Source organism: Hominifimenecus sp. rT4P-3, from assembly GCF_051055405.1.
GTDB lineage: Bacteria > Bacillota > Clostridia > Lachnospirales > Lachnospiraceae > Pseudolachnospira.
On the sequence record NZ_CP167068.1, the window covers coordinates 2,522,057 to 2,545,399 of the forward strand.

Genomic DNA, 23,343 nt, shown 5'->3' on the forward strand with positions numbered 1-23,343 from the left:
TCCTATGAAGCAAGCGCAAAGAAAAGATTTTTTTCGAGAGATAAAAAATAGCTGGAACCGCTGGCTGTCTCTGCTCTTTATCGTTGCCCTGGGAGTCGCCTTCTTTTCCGGCGTCCGCTCCTCCGAGCCAGATATGAGACTTTCGGCGGATCATTTATATGACAAGACCAATTTCATGGATATTCGCATTCTGGGTACGCTGGGCGTCACGCCGGAAGATCTTGCCGAGGTTGCAGCCATCCCTGGAATCGCCGACGCCGAAGGCGCTTCCACTCTGGAAGCGCTTACGGACACCGGCGAAGAAGAACTGGTGCTGCAGGTCTCTTCCTTGACGGAGCGTGTCAACCGCCTCACCTTACAGGAAGGACGCCTTCCGGAAACAAACGCGGAATGTGTCATCGACGCCGCGCTCTCCGACGCTTACCCCATTGGCAGCGCCATCTCCCTTTACGGTGATCAAAAAGATACTGACGACGGCTCCTCGGATCCTCTGTCCGATACCTTAACACAGACAGAATTCACCGTGGTCGGCTACGCCACCAGTTCCTATTATCTGACCTTTGACCGGGGCACCGCTTCGATTGGAGACGGAAACATCGACGGACTTCTCTTCGTTCGGCCAGAAGTATTTTCTGCCGATTATTATACGGTCATCTATGCCACGGTAGAAGGCGCTTCCGCTCTTACTGCAATGACGGATGAATATGACGATCATATTCAGAGCGTCTCCGATCAAATAGAAGCCATTGCCGACAGACGCTGCGACATCCGTTACCAGTCCGTCCTAGGCGAAGCCAATGACAAGCTGACCGAGGGGAAAGAAGAACTGGCGGACGCCAGAAAGGAAGCGGATCAGGAGCTTGGGGACGCGCTTTTGGAACTGGAAGATGGAGAAGCAGAATTGGCGGACGCCAAGAAAACTCTATCGGAAAAAGAACAGGAATTGGAAGATGGAAAAAAAGAGCTCGCGGACGCCAGGAAGACATTGAGAAGTTCCCGGAAGGAACTGGATTCCGGCTGGAAACAATACGAAGATGGAAAGAAAACGCTGGAAGAACGGGAGTCTGAACTGACACGCGCAAAAGAACAGTTGGCGCCCAAAGAACAGGAACTGGCCGAAGGCTGGGAAGCTTATCACAGCGGACAATCGGAGTATCAGACAAACGCCGCGCTCCTGGAATCCCTCCAAACCCAACGAGATCAGCTGGAAGCTTATCTGATTTCCTTGGGACTTACGCCTACGGAACATCCAGACTACCAGATGTTGGTGGGAACGATCCACCAGATGGAACCGGCATTGTCCGAGGCTAAAACTCAGTTGGAGGCCAGCTACGCCGCGTTATCCGAGGCTCAGCTTCAACTGGATGCAGCAAAAGCACAGTTAGAAGAAGGAGAAAATCAGTTAAATGCTGGCAAAGAAGAGCTGGCTGCTTCTCTCCAGAAATTAGAATCCGGCGAACAACAATATCAGGATGGGAAATCCGCCATAGAAGAAGCTCTGGAAGAAATTTCTGATGGAGAACGGCAGATCACAGACGCGAAAGAGGAAATTGCCGAGGCGGAACAAGAACTGGAAGACGGCTGGAAAGAATATGAGGATGGAAAGCAGGAAGCAGAGGAAAAAATTTCCGACGCCGAGCAAAAACTGGCGGACGCTGAAGCGGATATTGCAGACATTGAATACCCCGAATGGTATGTACTAGATCGAAATTCCGTACAAACGTATGTGGAGTATCGCTTGGATGCCGAGCGTATCGGCGCCATCGGTAAAGTATTCCCTGCGATTTTCTTCCTCGTGGCCGCGCTGGTCAGCCTGACGACCATGACCCGCATGGTAGAGGATGACCGAACACAAATCGGAACCTTGCAGGCGCTGGGCTATTCCAAGGGCGCCATTGCCGCCAAATATATTTTATATGCTCTCTCGGCCACCTTACTGGGAAGCCTTCTCGGTGTGTTGGCCGGAAGCCAGATCCTGCCTCGCGTGATTTTATCCGCCTATGGCATCCTCTATGTAAACATAACGGAATACCTGGTGCCAATCCAGGGGAGCTATGCTTTGATGAGTACGGGACTGGCTGTTTTTTGCACAGTAGCCGCTACGGTAGCCGCCTGTTATCGGGAGCTGATGTCCACGCCCGCTCAGTTGATGCGGCCGGCCTCTCCCAAAGAAGGACGGCGTGTAATCCTGGAATATATTCCTTTCCTCTGGAAGCATTTGAGTTTTACCAGTAAATCTACGGTGCGAAATCTGATTCGCTATAAGAAACGTTTCTTCATGACTGTATTCGGCATCGGCGGATGCATGGCCCTTCTCATGGTAGGCTTTGGGCTTCGTGATTCCATTGCAAAAATCGTGGATAATCAGTATGCGACCATATGGACTTATGACGCAACCTTAAATATGGACGCTGCCGCTGACCCCCATCCTGTGGAGGAAATAGCGCTCCAATTTTCTTCGGTCCGGGAAACCTTGCCAGTCTATCAGATCGCCAGGGACGCGGGCAATGGTTCTATCACGAAAGAAGTTACGCTTTTTGTTCCGGCACGTCTGAATACACTCTCCGACTTTGTAGACTTGAGAGATCGAACTTCCAAAGAGGGTTATTTTCTAAACGACGATGGGGTGATCATCACGGAAAAGCTGGCGCGGATGCTGGATCTCTCCGTGGGAGACACGATTTTTCTTGCGGAGGAAGAAACGAGCGCAATAGAGGTTCCGGTTCTAGCAATTGTGGAAAACTACCTACATCACTATGTCTACATGACGCCGGTCCTCTACGAAAAGTTGTATGGCTCAGCGCCGGAATATAATTCGATGCTGATGTCTATGGATTCGATGACCGAATCGGAAGAAAACGCATTGGCGGAGCAGTTAATCGCTCATGACGAAATTCTTTCCGTATCCTTCATCCGGGATCTGCAAGCTACTGTAAACAATATGATGCGCAGCCTGGATCTGGTCATCTGGGTTCTCATCATCTCCGCCGGGCTTTTGGCTTTCGTGGTGCTCTATAACCTGAATAATATCAATATATCCGAGCGCCGGCGAGAGCTAGCCACGCTAAAGGTGCTGGGCTTTTATGATAATGAAGTGGCCGCTTATGTGTATCGCGAAAACATCTTACTGACGATTCTTGGCATCGGGGCCGGTGTTGTGCTCGGTATCTGGCTGCATCGGTTTCTGATCCAGACCGTAGAAATCGATATGATGATGTTCGGCCAGACCATCCAACCTCCCAGTTACCTGTACAGCAGTTTGCTGACCATTGTTTTTTCTCTGTTGGTAAATATTTTTGTTTTCCTAAAACTAAAAAAGATCGATATGATCGAATCTCTGAAAAGTGTGGAGTGATCCACACTTTTTTTCTTTTCCCTCTTTTCACATTTTTCTGTTTGGTCTATAATAGATCGGTGTGAATCGAAAGGAGCCGGAGATTTCCTATGAAAACCAAAAAAGTCCCTTTAAAAAATTCTTTCCTATTACTCCTTACTGCGGCCATCTGGGGAAGCGCATTTGTCGCCCAGAGCGTCGGAATGGACTATCTCGGCCCGTTTACCTTTAACAGCATCCGCTGCCTCATCGGCGGAGTCGTACTCCTGCCTCTGATCTGGTTCCGGGAAAAATCAGGTCCCCAGAATACGGATATCGATGCCGGGACCGCAAAGACCCCAGAGGCAAACCGGAAAAATTTAGTCGTTGGAGGGATCTGCTGTGGTATTTTGTTGTGTCTTGCCAGCAACTTTCAGCAGTTTGGTATCCAATATACCACCGTTGGAAAAGCCGGCTTCATCACTGCCTGCTACATTATTCTTGTCCCTATCCTAGGATTGTTCCTTGGAAAAAAATGCAGCCCATTTCTATGGGCTGCTGTTTTCCTGGCTTTGGCAGGGCTTTATCTTCTATGTATCACAGATGGCTTTTCCATCGGGCGGGGAGACTTCTTGGTCTTCATCTGCGCCCTGCTTTTTTCCGTTCACATTTTAGTAATCGACTATTTTTCTCCTCTGGTAGATGGAGTAAAAATGTCCTGCATCCAATTTTTTATCTGCGGAATTCTCTCTGGCATCGCTGCGCTTCTCACAGAAAGCATTGAAACTTCCGCGCTCTTTTCCGCCTGGGCGCCGATTCTTTACGCCGGCGTCTTTTCCTGTGGAATCGGCTATACGCTCCAGATCGTCGGGCAAAAGGGGATGAATCCAACGGTCGCTTCTCTCATCCTAAGCTTGGAATCCTGCATCTCTGTTCTGTCCGGTTGGCTGATTCTAGGACAGATGTTAAGCAACCGGGAGATTCTTGGCTGTGTGGTCATGTTTGCCGCCATCCTCCTAGCACAAATTCCACAAAAAGAGAAAAGGTAGCGGGCTGCCCTACAAGATCCCTTGTAAAAAGTTTTTTACTAAAATCATCAGCGGAATGGAAAAAATCGAAAAAACTGTAGAGACCGCTAAGAGTTCCGTCGCATAGGCATTATCCCGCCCATAACGAAGCGCGAATAGCGTTCCAGTTGTTCCAACGGGACAAGCCGCTCCCAGAAATACGGTCATAAACGGCAATTCACTAGCCCGAAACCAAACGGCGCATATGAAGAAAAGTAACGGACAAAAAACCAACTTTACCAGGCTAATCCAATAAATGCTGTATTTTTTCAGCATTTTTTTGATGTCAGTCTCCGCAAGGGAAGCTCCCGCCACCAGCATAGCTAGGGGCGTATTCATCTCGCCGATGGATCGCATCGGATTTAGCAAAATATCCGGCAGGTGAATCCTGCCGAAAAAGCAGATCACCCCAAGGAGAACCCCGATGACCATGGGACTAAGAAGATTTCGGAGCGCCTGCCGAAAATCTTTCTTTCCACTGATCAGCATGACACCCTGAGTCCATACCAAAATATTAAATACCGTCATATATACCGTCATATAAAAGACGCCTTGCTGACCAAAAAGCGCGTTTAGCAAAGGAAGGCCAATATAACCGCAGTTGGAATAAATAATACAGATTCGCTCCAAATCCCGATCATAGCCGGGTCTTTTTCGGATGATAACGCGGGTCATGAAAATCGTCAGGATAAAAGAGAGGATCGTCAGAATAAAAGTCTGAAGCCATCCGTACAAAAGCTCTGAGGTAAACTCCATCTGGTAAGAAGAAAATACTAAAAAGGGCGCCACGAACATCAACAGCAGATTGGACATCCGACGATTCATATCCGAAGTAATCAGGCCGCACCGGTATAGCACAATCCCCATCACGAGAATCAAAAACATCTCTGCAATTTTTTCCAATGAAATAAGCGCTAAATCCATCTCTTGTTCTCCGCCTTCCTCGAATTGATTCGTTTCTCATCTGGGTTTAGGTGCCAAAAGTTCTCCTTGTAAAAACCTTTTGACACCTGAATCTAGTCTAGAAAAAGCGCGGCACTCTGCCGCGCTTTTTAGTATACTGCATTTCTCCAGCTTTTGGCAAGAGCATATGGAATAAAGAATTTCGCTCTGCGAAATTCTCCGCCTACGGCGGGGCAGCTTTGCTGCCATCTTCCGCTCTGCCGCGTTAAAAGTCGATTCTGCGCCCTTCTTCCGCGGACTGGTAAGCCGCGTACATGACCTTCATGCTCTCATAGGCCAGATCAAAGTCAGAGGACGGCGTTTTATCATAAGCGATGGTTTCCACGAAATCCTGCAATTCGCCCATGTATCCGCGAATAATCTCATCCGATACAAATGCCTTGTTCCAGCCCAATTTTGCCGGCAGCATTTCCGAAATCGTAACATCTTCCAGACCATCTTCATCCAGGAAATAGGTATTTAAGATATCCGTAGGGGTAATGTTGCACATCAGCGCGCTATCATTGCTGTAAACTTCAATATAATTCTTGGTACCGCCCAAAACCGTATCCGTGGCGATGGTCATACACTTGGTTCCATCAGAAAATGTAATCGTAATGGTTCCAAAATCTTCCACATCCTCAGGCTGCGCCTTGATGTGGCGATGCTCGTACTCATTCAGGCAGGCAGTCGCTACGCCGGTATCTGCGATTACGCTTTTAACCGTGATTTCTTCCCCGCGTGCCTTTGCCTCCTGCTGTTTCAGCCACAGCATACCGGACAGGGGATGGCAGCCCGTCCGAATCAAGGTGCCGCCACCGGTGCCGTTCCATTTTCCTGCCAGAGGAGAACTGGAACCCTTTAAGCTTTCCTCTCCTTTCAGGAACAGAATCTTGCTCTTTTTCGCCCGGATAATCTCCGCTGCTTTCTGTACAGGAGTAGCATAGACAAAATTTTCTGCATAGAGAAACTTCTTTCCGCAAGTATCTACAACCGCTTTCAATTCGTCCATGGTCTTCATGACTTCTTCAAACATTTTGGACTTCGGGGTCGTCTTTCCTACGTTCTCTTCCCCTTTTTGACCGAAATAGCCGGTCAAAGGCTTTTCACAGATCACATGCTTTCCTGCCTTCAACGCCTGAATGGCCATCTGACAGTGCAGAAACGGAGGCGTTACAATATCGATTACATCGATCTCCGGATCTTTTAACATCTCGGCATAATCCGCTACTGCCTGCTCATAACCGTAGCGCTCTTTTACTTTCTCCGCCAATTCCAGCTTGACGTCGCAGATGGTTTTCAGGCGAACCGAAACACCGCTCACTCTCTCGTAACCATTTCCATGCAGATAGGCCGCATAGCCTGCTCCCACGGTACCAATCACTACTTCTTTTCCGCCCTGTTTCATGTTTTGCTCCTTTCACTTCTCGGCCAGATCCGTCCCTTCGATTCCCGAACATCCCTACCACTTTTATATATTCTTTTTATCTTTCTTCATTTCATAATCTTTTGTTTTCATCATACTACAGGAAATCTGGAATTACCAATAGAACTTTTTGGCCTTTTCTATCGATTTCTTTCATGGTTTATTTTTTATCCATGATGTTTCTTCACTGTTTTAGGGGATTTGGGAAGGGATTTTTATCTAAGTTCAGGCGCCGGCGGCGGCATCTTCCTTGCACGCTCGTGCACACCCTTAACGGAGCTTTTGTTATTTCATAGGAAATGGGGGCGGAATTTCCTATGAAATAACAAAAGCGCCCCGAGAGTAAATCCCTTACTCCCAGAGCGCTGCATCTCCTTTTTCTTACAAATTTTCTACCGGCGTGGGCCTGGTCTTATCGAAGACTTTATTGGAATCGAACAAATCGGAAAGCGTATCCTTATAACCAGATACCGCCCACCACATCCGGATTCCATCCAGATTCCGGCGGCCCTGGCGGAAATATCCGTCTTTCATCTGGGTCCAATATTGCGCGCCGTCCACTGGACAATAATAGTCAAAGCCTAAACCGTCCAGATGCTGATACTTCTGCCGAATCGAATCGGAATGGTCATAGCCGCGCCAGCTGCCTTCTCCCAAATCCGCTCCAAAGGGGAAAATAATGGTATCCACGTTTCCCCCCAACAAAGGTTCCACTTGATCCTCCCACTTTTGGGCGTCCGTCTTGAACTTATCAAAGCTTAAAGCGCCGTAATCCTTGTGTCCCCAACTGTGGCTTGCAAACTGCCAGCCGAGTTCCTTCATTCGAGCCGCCACGGCTGTGGCCTTCTGGCGTTCCTCTTCCACGTTGTACTTGGCGTATTCCGGTTTGTAGCTGGAATCGCTTGGATCTCCATACTTGGGCGCGGTCCGGTAGCCGAGGATGCCATTATAACCGGTCAGGGCAATGATTCCCCTGGCTCCCCGGTACGAAAAGTCCGGATGCTCCCGGATAAAGTCCTCAATCAACGGTACCATGTCGTAGGATCCGGTCACCACGCTGCCGTCCGGTTGATCGATTTCATTGGTAATCCCGCCATTTTCATCAATCACTAAGCGATTGGCAAAGCCGTCCCCTTCCATATACTCATAGTAACTGACGTCATCCTGGGAAAGCACAAAAGGCGTCTTTCCTTCCGGCAGATAGATCGTCCCCCAGACCATCTTTTCCGTGCCGTCCGCCTGCTTCTCCAGATGAGCAATGTCATGAATATCCACTAAAACAAATCCCCGATCGTACATTTCCTGAGTAATCTTGTTAAATTCGTCGATGGTGGTCATGACCTGGTTGTAATCTCTTACTTTGTTTTTATCGCTTAGATGAAAGGTTACGCTTCCGTCAATGACTAAGGTATGATAAAAAACATGCGTAATCTCAGACATCTTATCATATGGAACCGCCTTTGCCTTCTCCGCCTCGTAGCGGGAAATCGCATCCGCAAGTTCTGGAATTCCCTCATATCCAGAGACGCCTTTGATTAACTCAATGGCTTTATCATAGTTGTATTGCTTACAGTGGATATCTGCTTCCGCCAACACAGCCTGCCAGCTTCCGGCAGCCTCCGCCGTCGTCCCAACTTCGCTTCCATTATCCGTATTGCCTTCCGTGCTTCCGCCGGACGCATTGGCCTCGCTGGCCGCTGGCGTACTCGTATTCCCCGTATCTGAGGAGCCTCCGCTCAGCCATTTTACAAGGAAGACAATGCCTACCACCAGTAAAATCAACACACAGCCAAAAATAATCCGATTTCGTATCACACGTCTCCGCCGCTTCCTGCGCCGGATCTCTCTCGCACGGCTATTGTAATTCTCCATGCTGTACCTCCTTCAGACAATCCTATGTACTTTGGCAGCCTGTGCTCTTTTGAACAAAAACTTTCGCTCAGCGAATCCGCTCCGGAAATCCTACCTTTTTCTGTACCTTGCGCAGAGTCTTATTCGCATAGTAAGCCGCCTTCTCCGCGTTTTCTTTGATGATACCGTCCACATACGCTTTGTCCTGGGACAGGCGGGCATGCTCCTCCTGGATTGGCTTCATGATTGAAACCAGAGCTTCTCCAACCGCCACTTTAAAGTCACCGTAACCCTTGCCGTCAAATTCTTTCACGACCTCTTCCGGCTTTTTGCCTGTGCAGGCAGAGTAAATGTCAATCAAGTTTTTCACGCCTGGCTGCTCGTCACGATAGAGAATGACGCCCTCGGAATCCGTGACAGCGCGTTTGCATTTGCGCATCACGGTGTCCGGATCGTCCATCAGATAAATGCTGGCGTTGGGATTTTCATCGGATTTACTCATCTTTTTGGACGGGTCCTGAAGGCTCATGATCTTCGCCCCCACCTTGCCGATATAGGCCTCCGGAATAGTAAAGACATCCCCATAGATTCCATTAAAGCGCTGCGCCACATCCCGCGTCAATTCCAGATGCTGCATCTGATCGACGCCAACCGGAACCACGTCGCTCTGGAACAGTAAAATATCAGCGGCCATCAAAACCGGATAATCGAACAAGCCCGCATTGATATTGTCCGCATGTTTCTGGGATTTATCCTTAAACTGCGTCATCCGGCTCAGCTCGCCCATATAGGTAAAGCAATTTAAAATCCACGCCAATTCCGCATGGGCGGATACATGGGACTGATAATAAATGCAATTTTTCTTCGGGTCCAAACCGGATGCAATATAAAGCATCAAAAGATTACGAGCGCGCCTGCGCAGTTCAGCCGGATCCTGACGAATCGTAATCGAATGTTCATCCACCACGCAGAAAAAGCACTCGTATTCCTCATTCAGAGATACCCAATTTCTCAGAGCTCCCATATAGTTTCCAATCGTAATGTTTCCTGTCGCCTGCATTCCGCTAAACAGCGACTTCTTTCCGTCTAACATATATCTTCCTCCTGAAAATCCAGATCCTTCCACTCAAAAAGAGTTTTCACTGGTTCTTCTTTATTATGATGTAACGCATTCCTTCGATACCACGGATTGCTTCGCATTTCATGCTCTCGCAATCCCTTCAAAGAATTTCGTCTCAGTTCCTTCGATACCACGGATTGCTTCGCGCTTTGCGCTCTCGCAATCCTCAAAAACATTCGTAATCCGCTCATTTTTCTGCGAAAAATGGCTGCTTACTCATGTTTTTGGCGGGTCCCAAGAATAAAGAATTTCGCTCTGCGAAATTCTCCGCCTGCGGCGGGGCAGCTTTGCTGCCATCTTCCTTTCCGCCGCAGTGCGATCCTCAGCGGAGCGTTTTTGATTTCATAGGAAATTCTAACGGAATTTCCTATGAAATCAAAAATCCTTTCGCAAGCAAGCTTGCGTCGGATTTTTGAACTTTTGACCCTGGTATCTACAGGATACAAGAAATTCCCCATAAAATCAACAGATGCACCGGATAAAATCCATAAAATACATATTTATTAAAAGCAGGCCCTCGTTCCCGGTTATAGAACAGAAACAAAGGAAACGCCAGCAGCGCATAGATTTGCAGCAAACCCCACCAGGTGAAAGCGAAAAAGCCGCCGATCAGCAAATATTTCCACCAGGGCAGATCCCGCAGAAAATAAAACAGCAAAACCATACAGATTCCCATAGCGCCGTAATCGCTGTGAATCCACTCTGCCAGGGCCATAGCGGCAACCGCTGCCGGCACTGCCAGGATGATCTGCCGCCTTCGGTAAGTCCACTGATAAAACCAGAGGACAAGCACGGAAAGCAGCAAAGTAAAAAACACATTCTGCGACGAGGGATACCAGACCGTTTTGTGAAATGCCAAATCAAAGGGGATCTCTGAGATCAGGGCGAAAGCAAATAAACGCAGGGCATACCGTTTTAGGCTATGGGTATAGATGGCTCCCTCCGCCAATAAAAAGCAGAAAATCGGAAAGGCAATCCTTCCGATAATCCGCAGATTGACATAAGCCGCTCCGGGCGTCAAAAAAATAGCCGCAGTATGGTCGGTCAACATAGTGAGTACTGCTATTACTTTCAGGCAGAAACCGTTGAGGCCATACGCTTCCTTCCATTCCTTCCAGGTCATACGGGCTCCTTGATGCAAAGCTCTACCGGGCAATGGTCAGAGCCAAAGATCTCCGTATGAATCGAAGCCGATACCAGCCATTCTTTTAAAGACTGGGAGACGCAAAAATAGTCGATCCGCCATCCGGCGTTCTTCTCTCTGGCTTTGAAGCGGTAAGACCACCAGGAATAGATTCCCTCCTGGTCCGGGTAAAAGTACCGAAACGTATCGATAAACCCGCTGTCTAAGAGTTCAGTAAATTTCCCCCGCTCCTCGTCGGTAAATCCAGCATTCTTCCGGTTGGTCTTCGGGTTCTTTAAGTCAATCTCCCGATGGGCCACATTCAAGTCTCCGCAGAAAATCACCGGCTTTGTTTCCTCCCGCATTTTTAGATAACCGCGGAAAGCATCCTCCCATTCCATCCGGTAGGAAAGTCTGGCCAATCCCTCCTGCGAATTGGGCGTATAACAAGTGATCAAATAGTACTCCGGATATTCCAGCGTAATGACGCGTCCTTCCATGTCATGCTCTGGGATTCCCAGTCCATAGGACACGGATAATGGCTCCTCCTTGGTAAAAATCGCCGTTCCGGAATACCCTTTTTTCTGCGCATAATTCCAATACTGATAATAACCAGGAAGGTCCAGCGTCAGCTGGCCTTCCTGCATCTTACTCTCCTGGATGCAAAACACATCCGCATCCGATTCTTTCAAATAGTCCAAGAATCCTTTATTCACACAGGCCCGCAGGCCGTTGACATTCCAGGATATCAATTTTTTCATGCCGCTTCCTCCGGGAAACCTTATTCCGTTTCCCCGTGGCGTTCGGTTATCCTCACTTTAACTGAGCCAACCGAGCTTTTACCTGTTCCATCATCTGAGCATATTTCTCCAGCTTATCCTTTTCTTCCCGAATCTTGGCCTCCGGCGCTTTGCTTAGGAACTTTTCGTTGGAAAGCATACCATTAACACGAGCCAGCTCGCCGGTCAAACGCTTTTCTTCTTTTTCCAGACGCTCAATCTCCTTTGCAATATCCACCAGATCTTCCAGAGGCAGGTAGATGACCGCATCCACTGTCACCGCGGAAACCGCATCGTCGGCGATGCCCTCCTTATCCGCCTGAATCACCACTTCGCTGGCGGACCCCAGAGCGGCGAAGAACGCTTTGCTGCTCTCAAAACTTTCTCTCACATGCTCTTTTTCCGAAACCACGTAAACCGCCGCCTTTTTGCTGGGCGGCACATTCATCGAAATTCGAACGTTACGGATGGCGCGGACAGCCGCCTTTACCATCTCAACCCGCTCTTCGGTCTCGGCAAAATCCCACTCTGCTTTCGGAGCCGGCCAAGCGGACAGCATGATCGTCTCTTCCTCATCCTGAAGATTGCAGAAAATTTCCTCCGTAATGAAAGGCATATACGGATGCAATAACTTTAAAGCTGTGATCAGAACCGTCTTCAGCGTCCAGCAGGCAGCTACCTTGCTGGTTTCCTTTCCCTCGCTGTAAAAACGAGGTTTTACCATCTCGATATACCAGTCGCAGAATTCCTCCCAGATAAAATCATAGACCTTCTGCATGGCAATGCCGAGTTCATATTTGTCCATGTTCTCGGTCACTTCGCCGCTCAGACGATTCACCTTGGAGAGAATCCATTTATCGGCGTCCTCCAAATCGCTGAGAGCGACTTTGGAAGTATCCACGCCTTCCATATTCATCATGATAAAACGGGACGCATTCCAAACCTTATTGGCAAAATTTCGGCTGGCCTCCACGCGTTCCCAATAAAACCGCATATCATTGCCCGGCGCATTTCCAGTCACCAGCGTCATACGCAGTGCGTCGGCTCCATATTTGTCAATCACTTCCAGCGGATCAATTCCATTTCCCAAAGATTTACTCATCTTTCGGCCCTGGGAATCCCGCACAAGGCCGTGGATCAGCACCGTGTGGAACGGGCTCTTCCCGGTCTGCTCATAGCCGGAGAAGACCATCCGGATGACCCAGAAAAAGATGATGTCATAGCCGGTTACCAGCACGTCCGTGGGATAAAAATACTTGAGGTCCTCGGTCTGATCCGGCCAGCCCAGCGTAGAAAACGGCCAAAGGGCAGAGCTAAACCACGTATCCAAGGTATCCGGATCCTGCGTTAAATGATGGCAGCCGCATTTCGGGCAAACTTCCGGTTTCTCGCCGGAAACTACGATCTCACCGCACTGGTCGCAGTAGTAGGCCGGAATCCGGTGGCCCCACCACAGCTGACGGGAGATACACCAGTCGCGGATATTTTCCAGCCAATGCAGATAAATCTTGTCAAACCGCTCCGGCACAAACTTCAGCTCGCCTGTTTTCAGCGCCTCAATGGCAGGCTTCGCCAATTCCTCCATGCGCACAAACCACTGCTGCTTGATCATCGGCTCTACCGTGGTCTTGCAGCGGTCGTGGGTGCCGACATTATGGACATGATCGACCACCTTCACCAACAGGCCCTGCTCCTCCAAATCCTGAAGCATCTGCGCTCTGGCCTCATAGCGGTCCATACCCGCATATTTGCCGCCGTTTTCATTGATGGTGGCGTCGTCGTTTAAAATATTGATCTCCGGCAGCTGGTGACGCTTTCCTACCTCGAAGTCGTTGGGGTCATGGGCCGGGGTAATCTTCACGCAACCGGTTCCAAATTCTTTGTCTACGTAAGGGTCTGCGATCACCGGAATTTCCCGGTCCGTCAGCGGCAGCTTTAGCATCTTGCCAACCAGATGGGCGTAACGCTCATCCTCCGGATTGACCGCCACAGCCGTATCCCCTAAAAGCGTCTCAGGACGGGTGGTCGCGATCTCCACAAAACCATCTTCCCCAACGATGGGATAATTGATATGCCAAAAATGGCCTCCCTGCTCCACATGCTCTACCTCGGCATCCGAAATGGACGTCTGACAAACCGGGCACCAGTTGATAATCCGGGAGCCTTTGTAGATATAGCCTTTTTGATAGAGTTTGATGAAAACTTCCTGAACAGCCTTGGAACAGCCCTCGTCCATGGTAAAACGTTCTCTGTCCCAGTCGGCGGAAGAGCCCATCTTCTTTAACTGAGAAACAATGCGGCCGCCATACTCCTTCCGCCATTCCCACGCTCTTTCTAAAAAGCCTTCCCTTCCCAGGTCATTCTTATCAATACCCTCGGATTTCAGCTTATCGATGATCTTTACTTCCGTAGCAATACTGGCGTGATCCGTCCCCGGCTGCCAGAGGGCCTCATAGCCCTGCATGCGCTTATAACGGATCAAAATATCCTGAAGGGTATTATCCAGCGCATGTCCCATATGGAGCTGGCCGGTAATGTTCGGCGGAGGCATCACAATGGTAAACGGCTTTTTGGCTTTGTTGACTTTGGCTGCAAAGTATTTCTTATTCAGCCATTTCTCATAGAGACGGGATTCGATCTCCTGAGGATTATAGGTTTTGCTCAGTTCCTTGGACATGATTTTTCTCCTTTTGCAGGTTGTTTTCTTTGAAAATACAAAACGCCCCTTGCTATATGCAAAGGGCGAAATAACCGCGGTACCACCTTTTTTGGTTCTCTTGGCCTTTAACGCAGGCAGGACGGAACCGCTTACTGCCGTTCGGCGGTTCAGCTCGGAAGCCACGTTCCATTCCCACTTACCCAAACGGTCTTTCAGCCGGTGAACCGTTCTCTCTGTCGGCGTTCGAAATGTACTCCTCTTCCTCTTCGCTGTTGAATCGTATCTTTCCTTTTCTAAAAGGAATGCTTTCTATTTAATATAGATGAGGAACCTCCATTTGTCAAGGGGTAACGGAAAATGTTTCGGCACGGCAGCTTCGAATTGCAGCACGTAAGGGCAGTACCAAGGCTGGAGAGACGCTCAGCTCATCCACTCCCATGGCAAGAAACGTGGGAAGCAAAGAAAGATCCGCAGCCAGTTCTCCGCAAATTCCCATCCAAATCCCAGCTTTATGGGCCGCGTCCGCCGTCATTTTCAGAGCCCGCAAGACAGCCGGATGATGCGCGTCAAAAAACCGTTCCAAATGATTTGCCTGCCGGTCGCAGGCCAGCATGTACTGGGTCAGATCATTGGTTCCAACAGAAAAGAAATCCACCAGCTTCGCCAGCTCCTCCGCCATCCATACCGCCGCCGGCGTCTCAATCATGATTCCCAATTCCGTATCCTTCTGAAAAGGAATTCCCTCCGCCAAAAGCTCTGCCATCACTTCATCACAGAGCTTCCGGCATTCCTCGACTTCCCACACAGACGTAATCATCGGAAACATAATCGCCACCTTGCCATAGGCAGAAGCACGGTAAAGCGCCCGGAGCTGGGTACGAAATATTTCCTCACGTTCCAGACAGATACGGATCGCCCGCAGACCCATGGCAGGATTTTCTTCTTCCTCCAGCTGAAAATAATCGACCTTTTTATCCGCGCCAATATCCAAAGTGCGAATGATCACCCGTTTTCCGCCCATGGCGGAAGCAACGGCTTTGTATGCCTGAAACTGCTCCTCCTCCGACGGATAATGATCCGAAGCAAGATATAAAAATTCACTGCGGAAAAGCCCGATCCCCTGACCGTCATTGGCAAGCACCATATCGATATCGTCGGGCGAGCCTATATTGCAATACAATTTCACATGTCTGCCGTCCAGAGTCACATCCTCCTGCCCCTTTAACGCCTGCAGCAGTTCTCTGTCCTCTTTCTGCTTTCTTCGCTTTTGCTCCATCCTCTCCGCAGTTTCCCGGTCCGCGTCAAGGATGATTTCTCCGGTCTCGCCGTCCATAAACGCTTCGGTTCCGGCATAACATGCCGTCAGCTTGTCCCCCACTGCGCATATAGCGGGAATACCCATGGTTCTGGCCAGTATCGCCGTATGGCTGTTGTCGCTTCCCTTTTGGGTAATAAAGCCTAAAATTTTACTTTTATCCATCTGAAGCGTCTCTGACGGTGCCAAATCATCGGCAGCCAGAATGACCGGCTCTTCCACATCCATTCCGCCTTCTTCGATGCCCATCAGATTATTCAAAAGCCGTCTGGTGACATCCCGAATATCCGCCGCTCTTTCCGAGATATACGCGTCGCCGGAGGCTTCCATCACAGCGCTCATCTCCTCTCCGGCGCAAAAAACAGCGTACTCCGCATTGCACTGCTCTTTTTCCATCATTTCCATCATGCGGTCCACATAATCTTCATCTTCCACAAACATGGCATGGGTTTCAAACAACAGCGCCGCGTCGTCGCCGGCGTCTTCTCTGCATTTTTCCGCCAAAATTTCCAACTGCTCGACGGATTTTTGCTGCGCTTTTGCCACACGTTCCTTCTCTTTTTCTATGTCAGCAACGCTTTTTTTCTCTACCGCCGCGCCAGCTCTTTGGAAAAAATATAATCTTCCTCGCTCTACGCCTTTTGATACGCCTTTTCCCTGTAAAGTAATCACCGGCACCTTGCTCCTCTCTGAAATGTGGGTCCTTCTACAGATTTTCTTTCAGTAAAAGCTCCAATTCTTCCGCGGCCTTTTCTTCTTCGTCCCCTTCTACAGACACGGATATCTCATCTCCCTGCTTGGCCGCCAAAGACATCATTTTCATCAGCTGCGTCGCCTTTACGCTCACAGGACCTTTTGAAATCATGATTACAGTTCCCTTGTACGCTTTTGCCGCTTTTGCAATGATTCCTGCCGGCCGGGCGTGAAGCCCCAATTCTTCTGTAATCGTATATTTAAATTCTTTCACTGTCGACTCCTTTTCTAACCATACCTTTTTTCTTTCCGGCTCCTCCGCCAGCGCTTCCTCTTTGTATTCTATCAGAGAATACACTTTATTTCTATCCTATCAAAGGATATCCTTATTTATTTCAAAAGAAATCTTCCCCTTGAATCCTTCTTTTCTTCTAGAAAATCCACCACGTCGTTTAGCGTCTTCCCACACAATGCAACGCGGTCCCGGAGCTGTTTGTCCGGCTGTGCGATATCTGGAATCATAATGGTATGAAACCCTCCGTTCAATCCGGCATGAACGCCATTGATGCTGTCTTCCAAAACAATACATTCTTCCGGGGCCGCATGCAATTCTTTCGCTGCGCGCAGAAAAATGTCCGGATGAGGTTTCCCCTTGACGCCGCTGTCTCCAAATACTTTCACAGAAAAAACATGTTGAAGGCCTGTAATCGCCATATATTTTTCTACCGTTTCCTGTCTGGATGCCGTCGCCAGCGCCGTGTCGATCCCATGCTCCACGAGATACCCCAGCAACCGTTCCAATCCCGGCTTCTTTTCCACCCCATCCCGATCAATTGTCTCCCAAAACAATTTCAATTTGTGATCCATTGCCGTCCGGTAATCCAGCTTCCCCTGAAAATGGCATTCAAAATAGCGCTGATATTCCGCCCGCGTCAGGCCTCGCGCCATACAGAGAAACTCCTCGGTAATCGGAACTCCCAGGTCCCTCCCTGTCTGCATCCAGCATTTGGTAGAAAGATGTTCCGTATCAAACATCAGGCCGTCCATATCAAATATTACTGCTTTCAATGCACTTTCCATATTGCGCCTCCTCGGCTGTAAGCAGCCGGATGATTGTCTGGTCGATGGGATTCTCTGGTTCCAATCCGCAAACGGAAATCAACCAATCCCGCCCCTTTTTCGAATGGGTTTCTCTCGCTAAAAAATTCAGGCCCAGTGTCACCGCCTGCAGCAGTTCCTTGTATTCACACCCCTTGCCAATACAGAGACGCAATGGCCCAAGCAGACGATCGCTTCTCCGCAGCTTTCGGGGCAAGTCTGCGAGAACCCGCTCCACGTCATCTTCCGATGGAATATCCATCTTTGCCAGCATCATCTCCCGCCAATTCTGATATTCCGCGGCGTGATATTTGTATGTTTTTAACAATGCCGCTTCACTTTCTGCAAATGCCCTCTTTACTTTCCGCTTTATTTCCACATCCGCATAGCATTGTTTCATCCAATGATATCCCCGTTCTTTGCCAAGCAATGCCGCATAGGTGTGAAACATATTTCCCAGATACAACTTTCTGCACAAATACCCTTCCGCGTCCGGAATCCTACGAATTCCTTCTACTGCGGGGAATATCTGAGCATCCTCATCGGAAAGTTCCACCTCCAGATAGCCATTAGACGATATCATCACGTCAAATTTCGACTGGATCTCCGTGTGAAAACCAACAGAATTCACAATCGTGGGCAGAATCCGGACGGTACGCTCGTTTCCGCTTCCCCCCTGTTTTTTCCACTCTTCCTGAAAATCATCTTGAAGTTTGGCGGCGCCGCCGGGCTCATTACAGCATAACATAACGATCAGCGTTTTTTTATTGTTTCGAATTCTGCGCTCCCTTGCGGATGCAGCCAGTACCCTGGCCACATCCCGAAACGCCGCCGGATACAGGCAGCAAGCAGCAAGATCAACCTCCGCAAGCGCCTGTATCAGCGCGGCTTCATTGCTTAATATATCAAAACCTTCTATTTTTTGCGATATCTTTTTCCCGTTTTCCTGGATGTACACAGAATATCCGCCGGATTGTTGTATCGCTTTTAGTTTCTCTGTTCCTCTGCTGTAAAAAAGCAACCGATACCCTGCCTGTGAAAAAAGGCAGCTTACGATTCCCCGGCCGATATTTCCCGCGCCATATACCACGACCCGATTGACGTCCCCCATATTTATTCCATGCACACAGAAACCCGATAAGCCCCTGGTACGCAGGCAGCCTTCATGGCTTCCTCCATGCGTTCAAAAGGAATATGTGTTTCAATAACCGGCGCAAAATTGATTTTTCCGGAATTGATCGCGTCCGCCGCCGCTAAGAAATCCATATGATCTGCTCCAAAAGTACCGATAATATCGATCTTACGGTAATGAATGGTATTCACATCCAGGCTGATCTTCGGGCTGGGAAATCCTGCCGCAAAAAGGAGAACACGTCCACGCTTTGCTTTCAGCATCTCAAAGGCCTGATCCGTCGCCGCTTGAGCGGCAACGGCAACGATAACCGCATCCGCGCCTTTCCCGCCAGTCAGCTTCTTTACTTCTTCGATCGGATCGCAGGCAGAGGAATCAATCGTCGTAAGACCGCAGGCTTTCGCTGCTTCAATCTTTTTGGGGATTAATTCCGTGATCATCACGTTGGCTCCATATTCTCTGGCCATCAACGCGTTTAAAAGACCCATGGTTCCCGCGCCAATAACGACGACGTTCTCTCCGTGCTTTACTTGAAGCTTCCGCATTCCGTATAGAATCGAGGCGACTGGTTCCAGGAGGCCCGCAATCGAAGGGTCGACGCCTTTGTTTATATGGTACAAGCCGACTTTCGATTTTACCGCATATTCCGCAAAGCCCGCGTTGCCATAATATCCGTCCGGATTTAAATCATTGGCTGTTTTAATATGTCGGCATTCGCCGGTTCTTCCTTCCAGCGATTCGGGAGACGAGGGGTCAAACTCATACCCGCAGGCTACAAAATCACCCGGTACAAAATCATCCACATTGCTTCCCACCTCCATCACCGTGCCGGACCACTCATGACCGAACACCAATGGATACGGACGGGTACGGCTTCCATTGTATACGCCATACTCGGAAGTACATATATTACATGCCTGAATTTTTACGAGAACACTATCCGGCCCTAGTTCCGGAAGCGTTCTTTCCTCCATCGTCAGCGACTCTTTTCCGTGAAGAACCGCCGTTTTTGTTGTTTTGATATCCATAACTATTTCCTTTCCTGCCTGATTTTTACGCCCGATTTTCTCCGCCAAACAGCTTGACATAGTGAATCAATGTATCCTTCCATCCATTGGCCGCGCCTTCCATGGCCATCTGTAGATTCATACGTTTTGTATTCATTTCCCCTTTCGGGCCCTGTACCTGACGGCAGAAATCCTGCTCGCAAATGTTCTTCAGACTCGCCAGACCGCCTTCATTCAAATCGGTATTTAAATTGATTTTAGAGATACCGCATGCAATGGTTTTTACCAGATTTTCATCGCCTGTATTGGAGCCGCCATGCAAGACCAAAGGCAGCGGAAGCTGTCCTGAAAGCGTGCGGAGCAATTCAAATTCCAGTTTGGGCGTTCCCTTATATGTACCGTGGGATGTTCCCACCGAAACCGCCAGACAGTCCGTGCCGGTCTGCTCCACAAAAGCCGCCGCTTCATCCAGATGCGTCAATCCAGAGTCGCGGGTTTCTGCATACTCATCTCCCTGTCCGACATGACCCAATTCAGACTCTACCGATACCCCGACTGCATGCGCGATCTTGACGATCTCTTTCACCTGTGCCACATTCTCTTCAAAAGGCAGTGTGGAACGATCCACCATAACCGACGAGAAGCCCGCATGGATCGCTTGGATTCCCTGTTCAAAAGTACTGCCATGATCCAGATTCAATGCGACCACTGCCTTAGGGTATTTCTTTTCAAAAAATTTTGCGATACATGCGCATTCATAAATGCCATGAACCGGATGTACATCCAGGATTACGGGAGCGTGAAGCTCCGTTGCTACCTGGTAAGCCGCCTCTATCGTCTCTCGGTTAAAAACATTCGGAGCAGCGACGCCATAATGGTGAAGCTTTGCATCCTGGAGCAGTTCGTGCATAGGAATAATCATTTTCTTTTCCTCCAACTTTCATTTTAAACAAAGAATTTCCTTTCGAATAAAATACCGCCAAATAGTATATAGAAACCATTTGGCGGTACAGTCATCATACGATGGTCTTACAACGGCGTCTTAGCCAAAGATACCCAGGAATGCACCGACCAAAGCAATCGCCAGCATAATCCATACAATTCTGGAATATTTCTGACCGCCCTTGGCAAGGTAGAAATATACCCCAAATACACAGCATAACGGAAGGATTCCCGGCAAAATTTTGTCCAGCAAAGCCTGTATCTCTACGGCTTCCGCTGCATTTTCAAGCTGGTACGAAAGAGGCGTTTTCAGCTTTACATACGAGGAAGAAAGCGCTCCCATCATAAACATGGCTAAAACACTGGTTGCATTGATAATCTTCTTGAAAAGGCCGCTCTGGAGAACCTTTGTTACCGCATCGCGTCCCAGGTTATAGCCCAAAGTCATCATGTAAAAACCAACGGCGATAATAATACAGGGGTAAATCAGCGGGAAGAAAGCGCCTAGCACGCTGCCGGACAGAGCCAGAGTACATGCGATGGCAAGAACCGTCGATTTCGTGGTAGAACGAATCAGAGAGTCTCCAATACCCGCCATCGGTCCCATCAAACCGGTTTTGATTCCTGTGATCGCTTCCTCCGGAATATCCGCGCCGGCCGCTTTTTTCTGTTCCATGGAAAGAACAATACCAGGAATGATTCCGCCGATGGTACATTCGGTGTTGAAAAATTGTAGATGCCGCTTTAACGCATCTTTATATTCTTCGGTTCCTTCCCCATACCATTTTTTCAGGTGAGGCATCATGGTAATACAGAAATTCATATTCTGCAGACGCTCATAAGAGTTACTCATCTCGTTGGTGGTATAATAGGACAAATAAGTCTTAAATAAATCTTTTTTCGTCAAATCTTTTATTTCTTTTGTTTTAGCCATTGACTCCAACCTCCCCTTTCGTACTGGTAAAGAAAATCAGCAGGGCAATGCAGATTCCGAAGACAGCCGCCGCCATGGTGTTAATTCCCAGATACTGTACAGCAAAGAAACCAATGAAGAAATAGGGCAGAAGTTTTGCATTTCCTACCGTCTTCAGGATAATGGCAAATCCAATTGCCGGGAGCATACCGCCTGCAACGCTGAGGCCAGCCGTCAGCCATGCGGGCATCATTGCCAGCAGATTGCTGACCGCGTCAGAGCCAAGCTGCAAAAGAATAAATACCGGAATGAAACGAATACAGAAAGATACGATTAACGGAAAAATCGTTCCGCACATAAAAATGCCTCTTCCATCGCCTTTTTCCGCATATTTATCTGCCAGATGGCACCAATAAATATTCGAAGTTCTGCGAATCTGATCCAGGAAAACGCCCAGCAGGCCAAAAGGAACCGCCAGCGCCACCGCTGTTTCCGCATCCATTCCACCTGCCAACGCCAATGGAATCGCAACAGATTCCGCCATAATTTCATCCGAAGGAATCTGGCCGGCCGGAGCAACAACGCCCAGATATACCAAGTTAATGGAAGCGCCGATAATCAAACCAGTTGTAACATCACCATATACAAGACCACAAATAAAACCGATAAAACACCCGGAACCCAGAGAATGATATGTTCCAGAACCAACTCGACAGGTACCCAGGAAATAACAAAGGCCGCCTGCTATCGCTAATGCAATTGTCATTCTTTTTCTCCTTTTTCATTTATCAGAACGTTATTCTATCCTGTCTATATTCCTTATTCTTTCCTTCTAACTGAAGTTGAAATTATATTTACCTAAAATCTTTTCCAGACTCGCTTTATTCTCATCCGGAACCAGCTGGAAATAAACCTCAACTCCTGCGTCTTTCATCTCTTTTAATGTTTTTGCATCCTTGTTATCCAGCGTAATCGCACCGTATACATTGATACGGTTGGGGCCGGCGCCAAGACCTCCGATTTGAAGATGATTCATCGGCATCCCATTTTGGAAGCAGTAATATGCGTCCTCCACATTTTTTAGCAGAACCAAGCATCTTTCATTGGCATCCGTATCTGCATTGAGATACGAAATGGCATCGTCTTTGGACAAGGTTTCAATAGAAACTCCTGCCGGAGCAGAAAGTTTATAGATATCTGCTAAAAACGGATCGACCGAAATTTGATCATTGATTGCGACAATTTTATTCGCACCCGTCTTCTTCAGCCATTTCACAATCACCTGACCATGAATCATTCGGAAATCTACACGAATCAATTCTACTCTTCTCATGTTGGCGCTCCTCTCAAACTGATTATTTTCCCGCTGTCATGAAATTCATTCATCACCTGCCCGGGAAGGTCTTCATAAGAGACCTCATCCATATCTTCATAAGTTTGCAACAGCATCGTCATATTTAATCCGGTTAAGACGGTAATCGGATATGTTGCCGATAACTGAAGCGTCACATTGAATGGAGTGCCGCCAATCAGGTCAACCAGGCATATGGCAGCCGGGCAATTTTCCAGAGCATTCTTGATTTCCCCGGCATATATCTCCGGATCCATACCGGGGAGAAGTGAAAAGGTCTCTACTTTATCCATACTTCCCGCAATCATTTCTGCAGACCGCTTCAGCTCTTCTCCAAATTTGCCATGGGTACAAATCAGAATCTTTTCCGCACACTGCACATTCATTCCCTCCTTCCTCTAGATTTCATTGAATCTGTGCATTCGCTGCATTGATTTGTCCATAGTATAGCAAAAGGATTTTTTGCTTGTCAAAAGTCCGTCCTTCTCATCTTTTTTCCTATTTTGTGCATTATTTTTTGTTTCTTTTTGCATATTTCACCGACTTTTGCGTTTTCAAATCAGGCGATTCCGCTTCTCTCGTTTTCTTTCGTCCCCTTTTTTCCCATTCCGA

Annotated in this window: 19 protein-coding genes and 1 other annotated feature; of the genes, 2 read left to right on the forward strand and 17 right to left on the reverse strand. The window is 48.5% G+C overall.

Features of this window, described 5'->3' with window-relative positions; genetic code table 11:
• The first annotated feature begins 4 nt into the window (after nt 1-4).
• Nucleotides 5-3,355, forward strand: a complete 3,351-nt coding sequence (locus ACCC71_RS11640) for an FtsX-like permease family protein (RefSeq protein ID WP_434309790.1) — start codon at nt 5-7, stop codon at nt 3,353-3,355.
• Nucleotides 3,356-3,444: 89 nt separating this feature from the next.
• Nucleotides 3,445-4,362 carry a DMT family transporter gene (locus tag ACCC71_RS11645; protein WP_434309791.1) on the forward strand — a complete coding sequence of 306 codons (918 nt, stop codon included), beginning with the start codon at nt 3,445-3,447 and terminating at the stop codon, nt 4,360-4,362.
• A 9-nt stretch (nt 4,363-4,371) separates the two neighbouring features.
• Here the strand turns inward: ACCC71_RS11645 and ACCC71_RS11650 are convergent, their stop codons facing one another.
• The 17 genes from ACCC71_RS11650 to ACCC71_RS11730 form a co-directional block, all read right to left on the reverse strand.
• Nucleotides 4,372-5,304, reverse strand: coding sequence for an AEC family transporter (locus ACCC71_RS11650; protein WP_434309792.1), 933 nt, complete (start codon nt 5,302-5,304; stop codon nt 4,372-4,374).
• 244 nt (nt 5,305-5,548) lie between these two features.
• Nucleotides 5,549-6,730 carry a Gfo/Idh/MocA family protein gene (locus ACCC71_RS11655; RefSeq protein ID WP_434309793.1) on the reverse strand — a complete coding sequence of 394 codons (1,182 nt, stop codon included), beginning with the start codon at nt 6,728-6,730 and terminating at the stop codon, nt 5,549-5,551.
• A gap of 399 nt (nt 6,731-7,129) precedes the next feature.
• Complete coding sequence (locus ACCC71_RS11660; protein ID WP_434309794.1) at nt 7,130-8,620, reverse strand: polysaccharide deacetylase family protein; 1,491 nt, start codon at nt 8,618-8,620, stop codon at nt 7,130-7,132.
• 67 nt (nt 8,621-8,687) lie between these two features.
• The gene (gene trpS / locus ACCC71_RS11665) at nt 8,688-9,692 is read right to left on the reverse strand and encodes a tryptophan--tRNA ligase (protein WP_434309795.1); all 1,005 of its coding nucleotides are present in this window, start codon (nt 9,690-9,692) and stop codon (nt 8,688-8,690) included.
• A gap of 460 nt (nt 9,693-10,152) precedes the next feature.
• Nucleotides 10,153-10,842 carry a TraX family protein gene (locus ACCC71_RS11670; protein ID WP_434309796.1) on the reverse strand — a complete coding sequence of 230 codons (690 nt, stop codon included), beginning with the start codon at nt 10,840-10,842 and terminating at the stop codon, nt 10,153-10,155.
• Nucleotides 10,839-11,603 (reverse strand): exodeoxyribonuclease III, encoded by a 765-nt coding sequence (locus tag ACCC71_RS11675; RefSeq protein ID WP_434309797.1) that lies wholly within the window; start codon nt 11,601-11,603, stop codon nt 10,839-10,841. The genes ACCC71_RS11670 and ACCC71_RS11675 overlap by 4 nt, the downstream gene beginning before the upstream one ends.
• Before the next feature lie 52 nt (nt 11,604-11,655).
• The gene (locus tag ACCC71_RS11680; RefSeq protein ID WP_434309798.1) at nt 11,656-14,298 is read right to left on the reverse strand and encodes a valine--tRNA ligase; all 2,643 of its coding nucleotides are present in this window, start codon (nt 14,296-14,298) and stop codon (nt 11,656-11,658) included.
• 58 nt (nt 14,299-14,356) lie between these two features.
• Nucleotides 14,357-14,556 (reverse strand) — a binding site (T-box leader).
• 64 nt (nt 14,557-14,620) lie between these two features.
• A complete protein-coding gene (ptsP, locus tag ACCC71_RS11685) occupies nt 14,621-16,267 on the reverse strand; it encodes a phosphoenolpyruvate--protein phosphotransferase (RefSeq protein ID WP_434309799.1) in 1,647 nt (548 codons plus the stop codon).
• A gap of 34 nt (nt 16,268-16,301) precedes the next feature.
• Nucleotides 16,302-16,646 carry an HPr family phosphocarrier protein gene (locus ACCC71_RS11690; RefSeq protein ID WP_434309800.1) on the reverse strand — a complete coding sequence of 115 codons (345 nt, stop codon included), beginning with the start codon at nt 16,644-16,646 and terminating at the stop codon, nt 16,302-16,304.
• Between the two features lie 32 nt (nt 16,647-16,678).
• Nucleotides 16,679-17,368: an HAD family hydrolase gene (locus tag ACCC71_RS11695; RefSeq protein ID WP_434309801.1), complete on the reverse strand. Its 690-nt coding sequence runs from the start codon at nt 17,366-17,368 to the stop codon at nt 16,679-16,681.
• Nucleotides 17,337-18,497: a hypothetical protein gene (locus ACCC71_RS11700; RefSeq protein WP_434309802.1), complete on the reverse strand. Its 1,161-nt coding sequence runs from the start codon at nt 18,495-18,497 to the stop codon at nt 17,337-17,339. The genes ACCC71_RS11695 and ACCC71_RS11700 overlap by 32 nt, the downstream gene beginning before the upstream one ends.
• A gap of 2 nt (nt 18,498-18,499) precedes the next feature.
• Complete coding sequence (locus ACCC71_RS11705; RefSeq protein ID WP_434309803.1) at nt 18,500-19,546, reverse strand: zinc-dependent alcohol dehydrogenase; 1,047 nt, start codon at nt 19,544-19,546, stop codon at nt 18,500-18,502.
• Between the two features lie 25 nt (nt 19,547-19,571).
• Nucleotides 19,572-20,447, reverse strand: a complete 876-nt coding sequence (locus tag ACCC71_RS11710; RefSeq protein ID WP_434309804.1) for a class II fructose-bisphosphate aldolase — start codon at nt 20,445-20,447, stop codon at nt 19,572-19,574.
• A 120-nt stretch (nt 20,448-20,567) separates the two neighbouring features.
• The gene (locus ACCC71_RS11715) at nt 20,568-21,401 is read right to left on the reverse strand and encodes a PTS system mannose/fructose/sorbose family transporter subunit IID (RefSeq protein ID WP_434309805.1); all 834 of its coding nucleotides are present in this window, start codon (nt 21,399-21,401) and stop codon (nt 20,568-20,570) included.
• Nucleotides 21,394-22,146, reverse strand: a complete 753-nt coding sequence (locus ACCC71_RS11720; RefSeq protein ID WP_434309806.1) for a PTS mannose/fructose/sorbose/N-acetylgalactosamine transporter subunit IIC — start codon at nt 22,144-22,146, stop codon at nt 21,394-21,396. The genes ACCC71_RS11715 and ACCC71_RS11720 overlap by 8 nt, the downstream gene beginning before the upstream one ends.
• Before the next feature lie 66 nt (nt 22,147-22,212).
• A complete protein-coding gene (locus tag ACCC71_RS11725) occupies nt 22,213-22,713 on the reverse strand; it encodes a PTS sugar transporter subunit IIB (RefSeq protein ID WP_434309807.1) in 501 nt (166 codons plus the stop codon).
• Nucleotides 22,710-23,117, reverse strand: coding sequence for a PTS sugar transporter subunit IIA (locus ACCC71_RS11730; protein ID WP_434309808.1), 408 nt, complete (start codon nt 23,115-23,117; stop codon nt 22,710-22,712). The genes ACCC71_RS11725 and ACCC71_RS11730 overlap by 4 nt, the downstream gene beginning before the upstream one ends.
• Nucleotides 23,118-23,343: the final 226 nt, after the last annotated feature.

What these genes read in the sequence shown, in the direction of transcription:
- ACCC71_RS11640 (WP_434309790.1), top strand. Translation starts at nt 5, where the DNA reads ATGAAGCAAGCGCAAAGAAAAGATTTTTTTCGAGAGATAAAAAATAGC.
- ACCC71_RS11645 (WP_434309791.1), top strand. Translation starts at nt 3,445, where the DNA reads ATGAAAACCAAAAAAGTCCCTTTAAAAAATTCTTTCCTATTACTCCTT.
- ACCC71_RS11650 (WP_434309792.1), bottom strand. Translation starts at nt 5,304, where the DNA reads ATGGATTTAGCGCTTATTTCATTGGAAAAAATTGCAGAGATGTTTTTG.
- ACCC71_RS11655 (WP_434309793.1), bottom strand. Translation starts at nt 6,730, where the DNA reads ATGAAACAGGGCGGAAAAGAAGTAGTGATTGGTACCGTGGGAGCAGGC.
- ACCC71_RS11660 (WP_434309794.1), bottom strand. Translation starts at nt 8,620, where the DNA reads ATGGAGAATTACAATAGCCGTGCGAGAGAGATCCGGCGCAGGAAGCGG.
- trpS (WP_434309795.1), bottom strand. Translation starts at nt 9,692, where the DNA reads ATGTTAGACGGAAAGAAGTCGCTGTTTAGCGGAATGCAGGCGACAGGA.
- ACCC71_RS11670 (WP_434309796.1), bottom strand. Translation starts at nt 10,842, where the DNA reads ATGACCTGGAAGGAATGGAAGGAAGCGTATGGCCTCAACGGTTTCTGC.
- ACCC71_RS11675 (WP_434309797.1), bottom strand. Translation starts at nt 11,603, where the DNA reads ATGAAAAAATTGATATCCTGGAATGTCAACGGCCTGCGGGCCTGTGTG.
- ACCC71_RS11680 (WP_434309798.1), bottom strand. Translation starts at nt 14,298, where the DNA reads ATGTCCAAGGAACTGAGCAAAACCTATAATCCTCAGGAGATCGAATCC.
- ACCC71_RS11695 (WP_434309801.1), bottom strand. Translation starts at nt 17,368, where the DNA reads ATGGAAAGTGCATTGAAAGCAGTAATATTTGATATGGACGGCCTGATG.
- ACCC71_RS11700 (WP_434309802.1), bottom strand. Translation starts at nt 18,497, where the DNA reads ATGGGGGACGTCAATCGGGTCGTGGTATATGGCGCGGGAAATATCGGC.
- ACCC71_RS11705 (WP_434309803.1), bottom strand. Translation starts at nt 19,546, where the DNA reads ATGGATATCAAAACAACAAAAACGGCGGTTCTTCACGGAAAAGAGTCG.
- ACCC71_RS11710 (WP_434309804.1), bottom strand. Translation starts at nt 20,447, where the DNA reads ATGATTATTCCTATGCACGAACTGCTCCAGGATGCAAAGCTTCACCAT.
- ACCC71_RS11715 (WP_434309805.1), bottom strand. Translation starts at nt 21,401, where the DNA reads ATGGCTAAAACAAAAGAAATAAAAGATTTGACGAAAAAAGATTTATTT.
- ACCC71_RS11720 (WP_434309806.1), bottom strand. Translation starts at nt 22,146, where the DNA reads ATGACAATTGCATTAGCGATAGCAGGCGGCCTTTGTTATTTCCTGGGT.
- ACCC71_RS11725 (WP_434309807.1), bottom strand. Translation starts at nt 22,713, where the DNA reads ATGAGAAGAGTAGAATTGATTCGTGTAGATTTCCGAATGATTCATGGT.
- ACCC71_RS11730 (WP_434309808.1), bottom strand. Translation starts at nt 23,117, where the DNA reads ATGAATGTGCAGTGTGCGGAAAAGATTCTGATTTGTACCCATGGCAAA.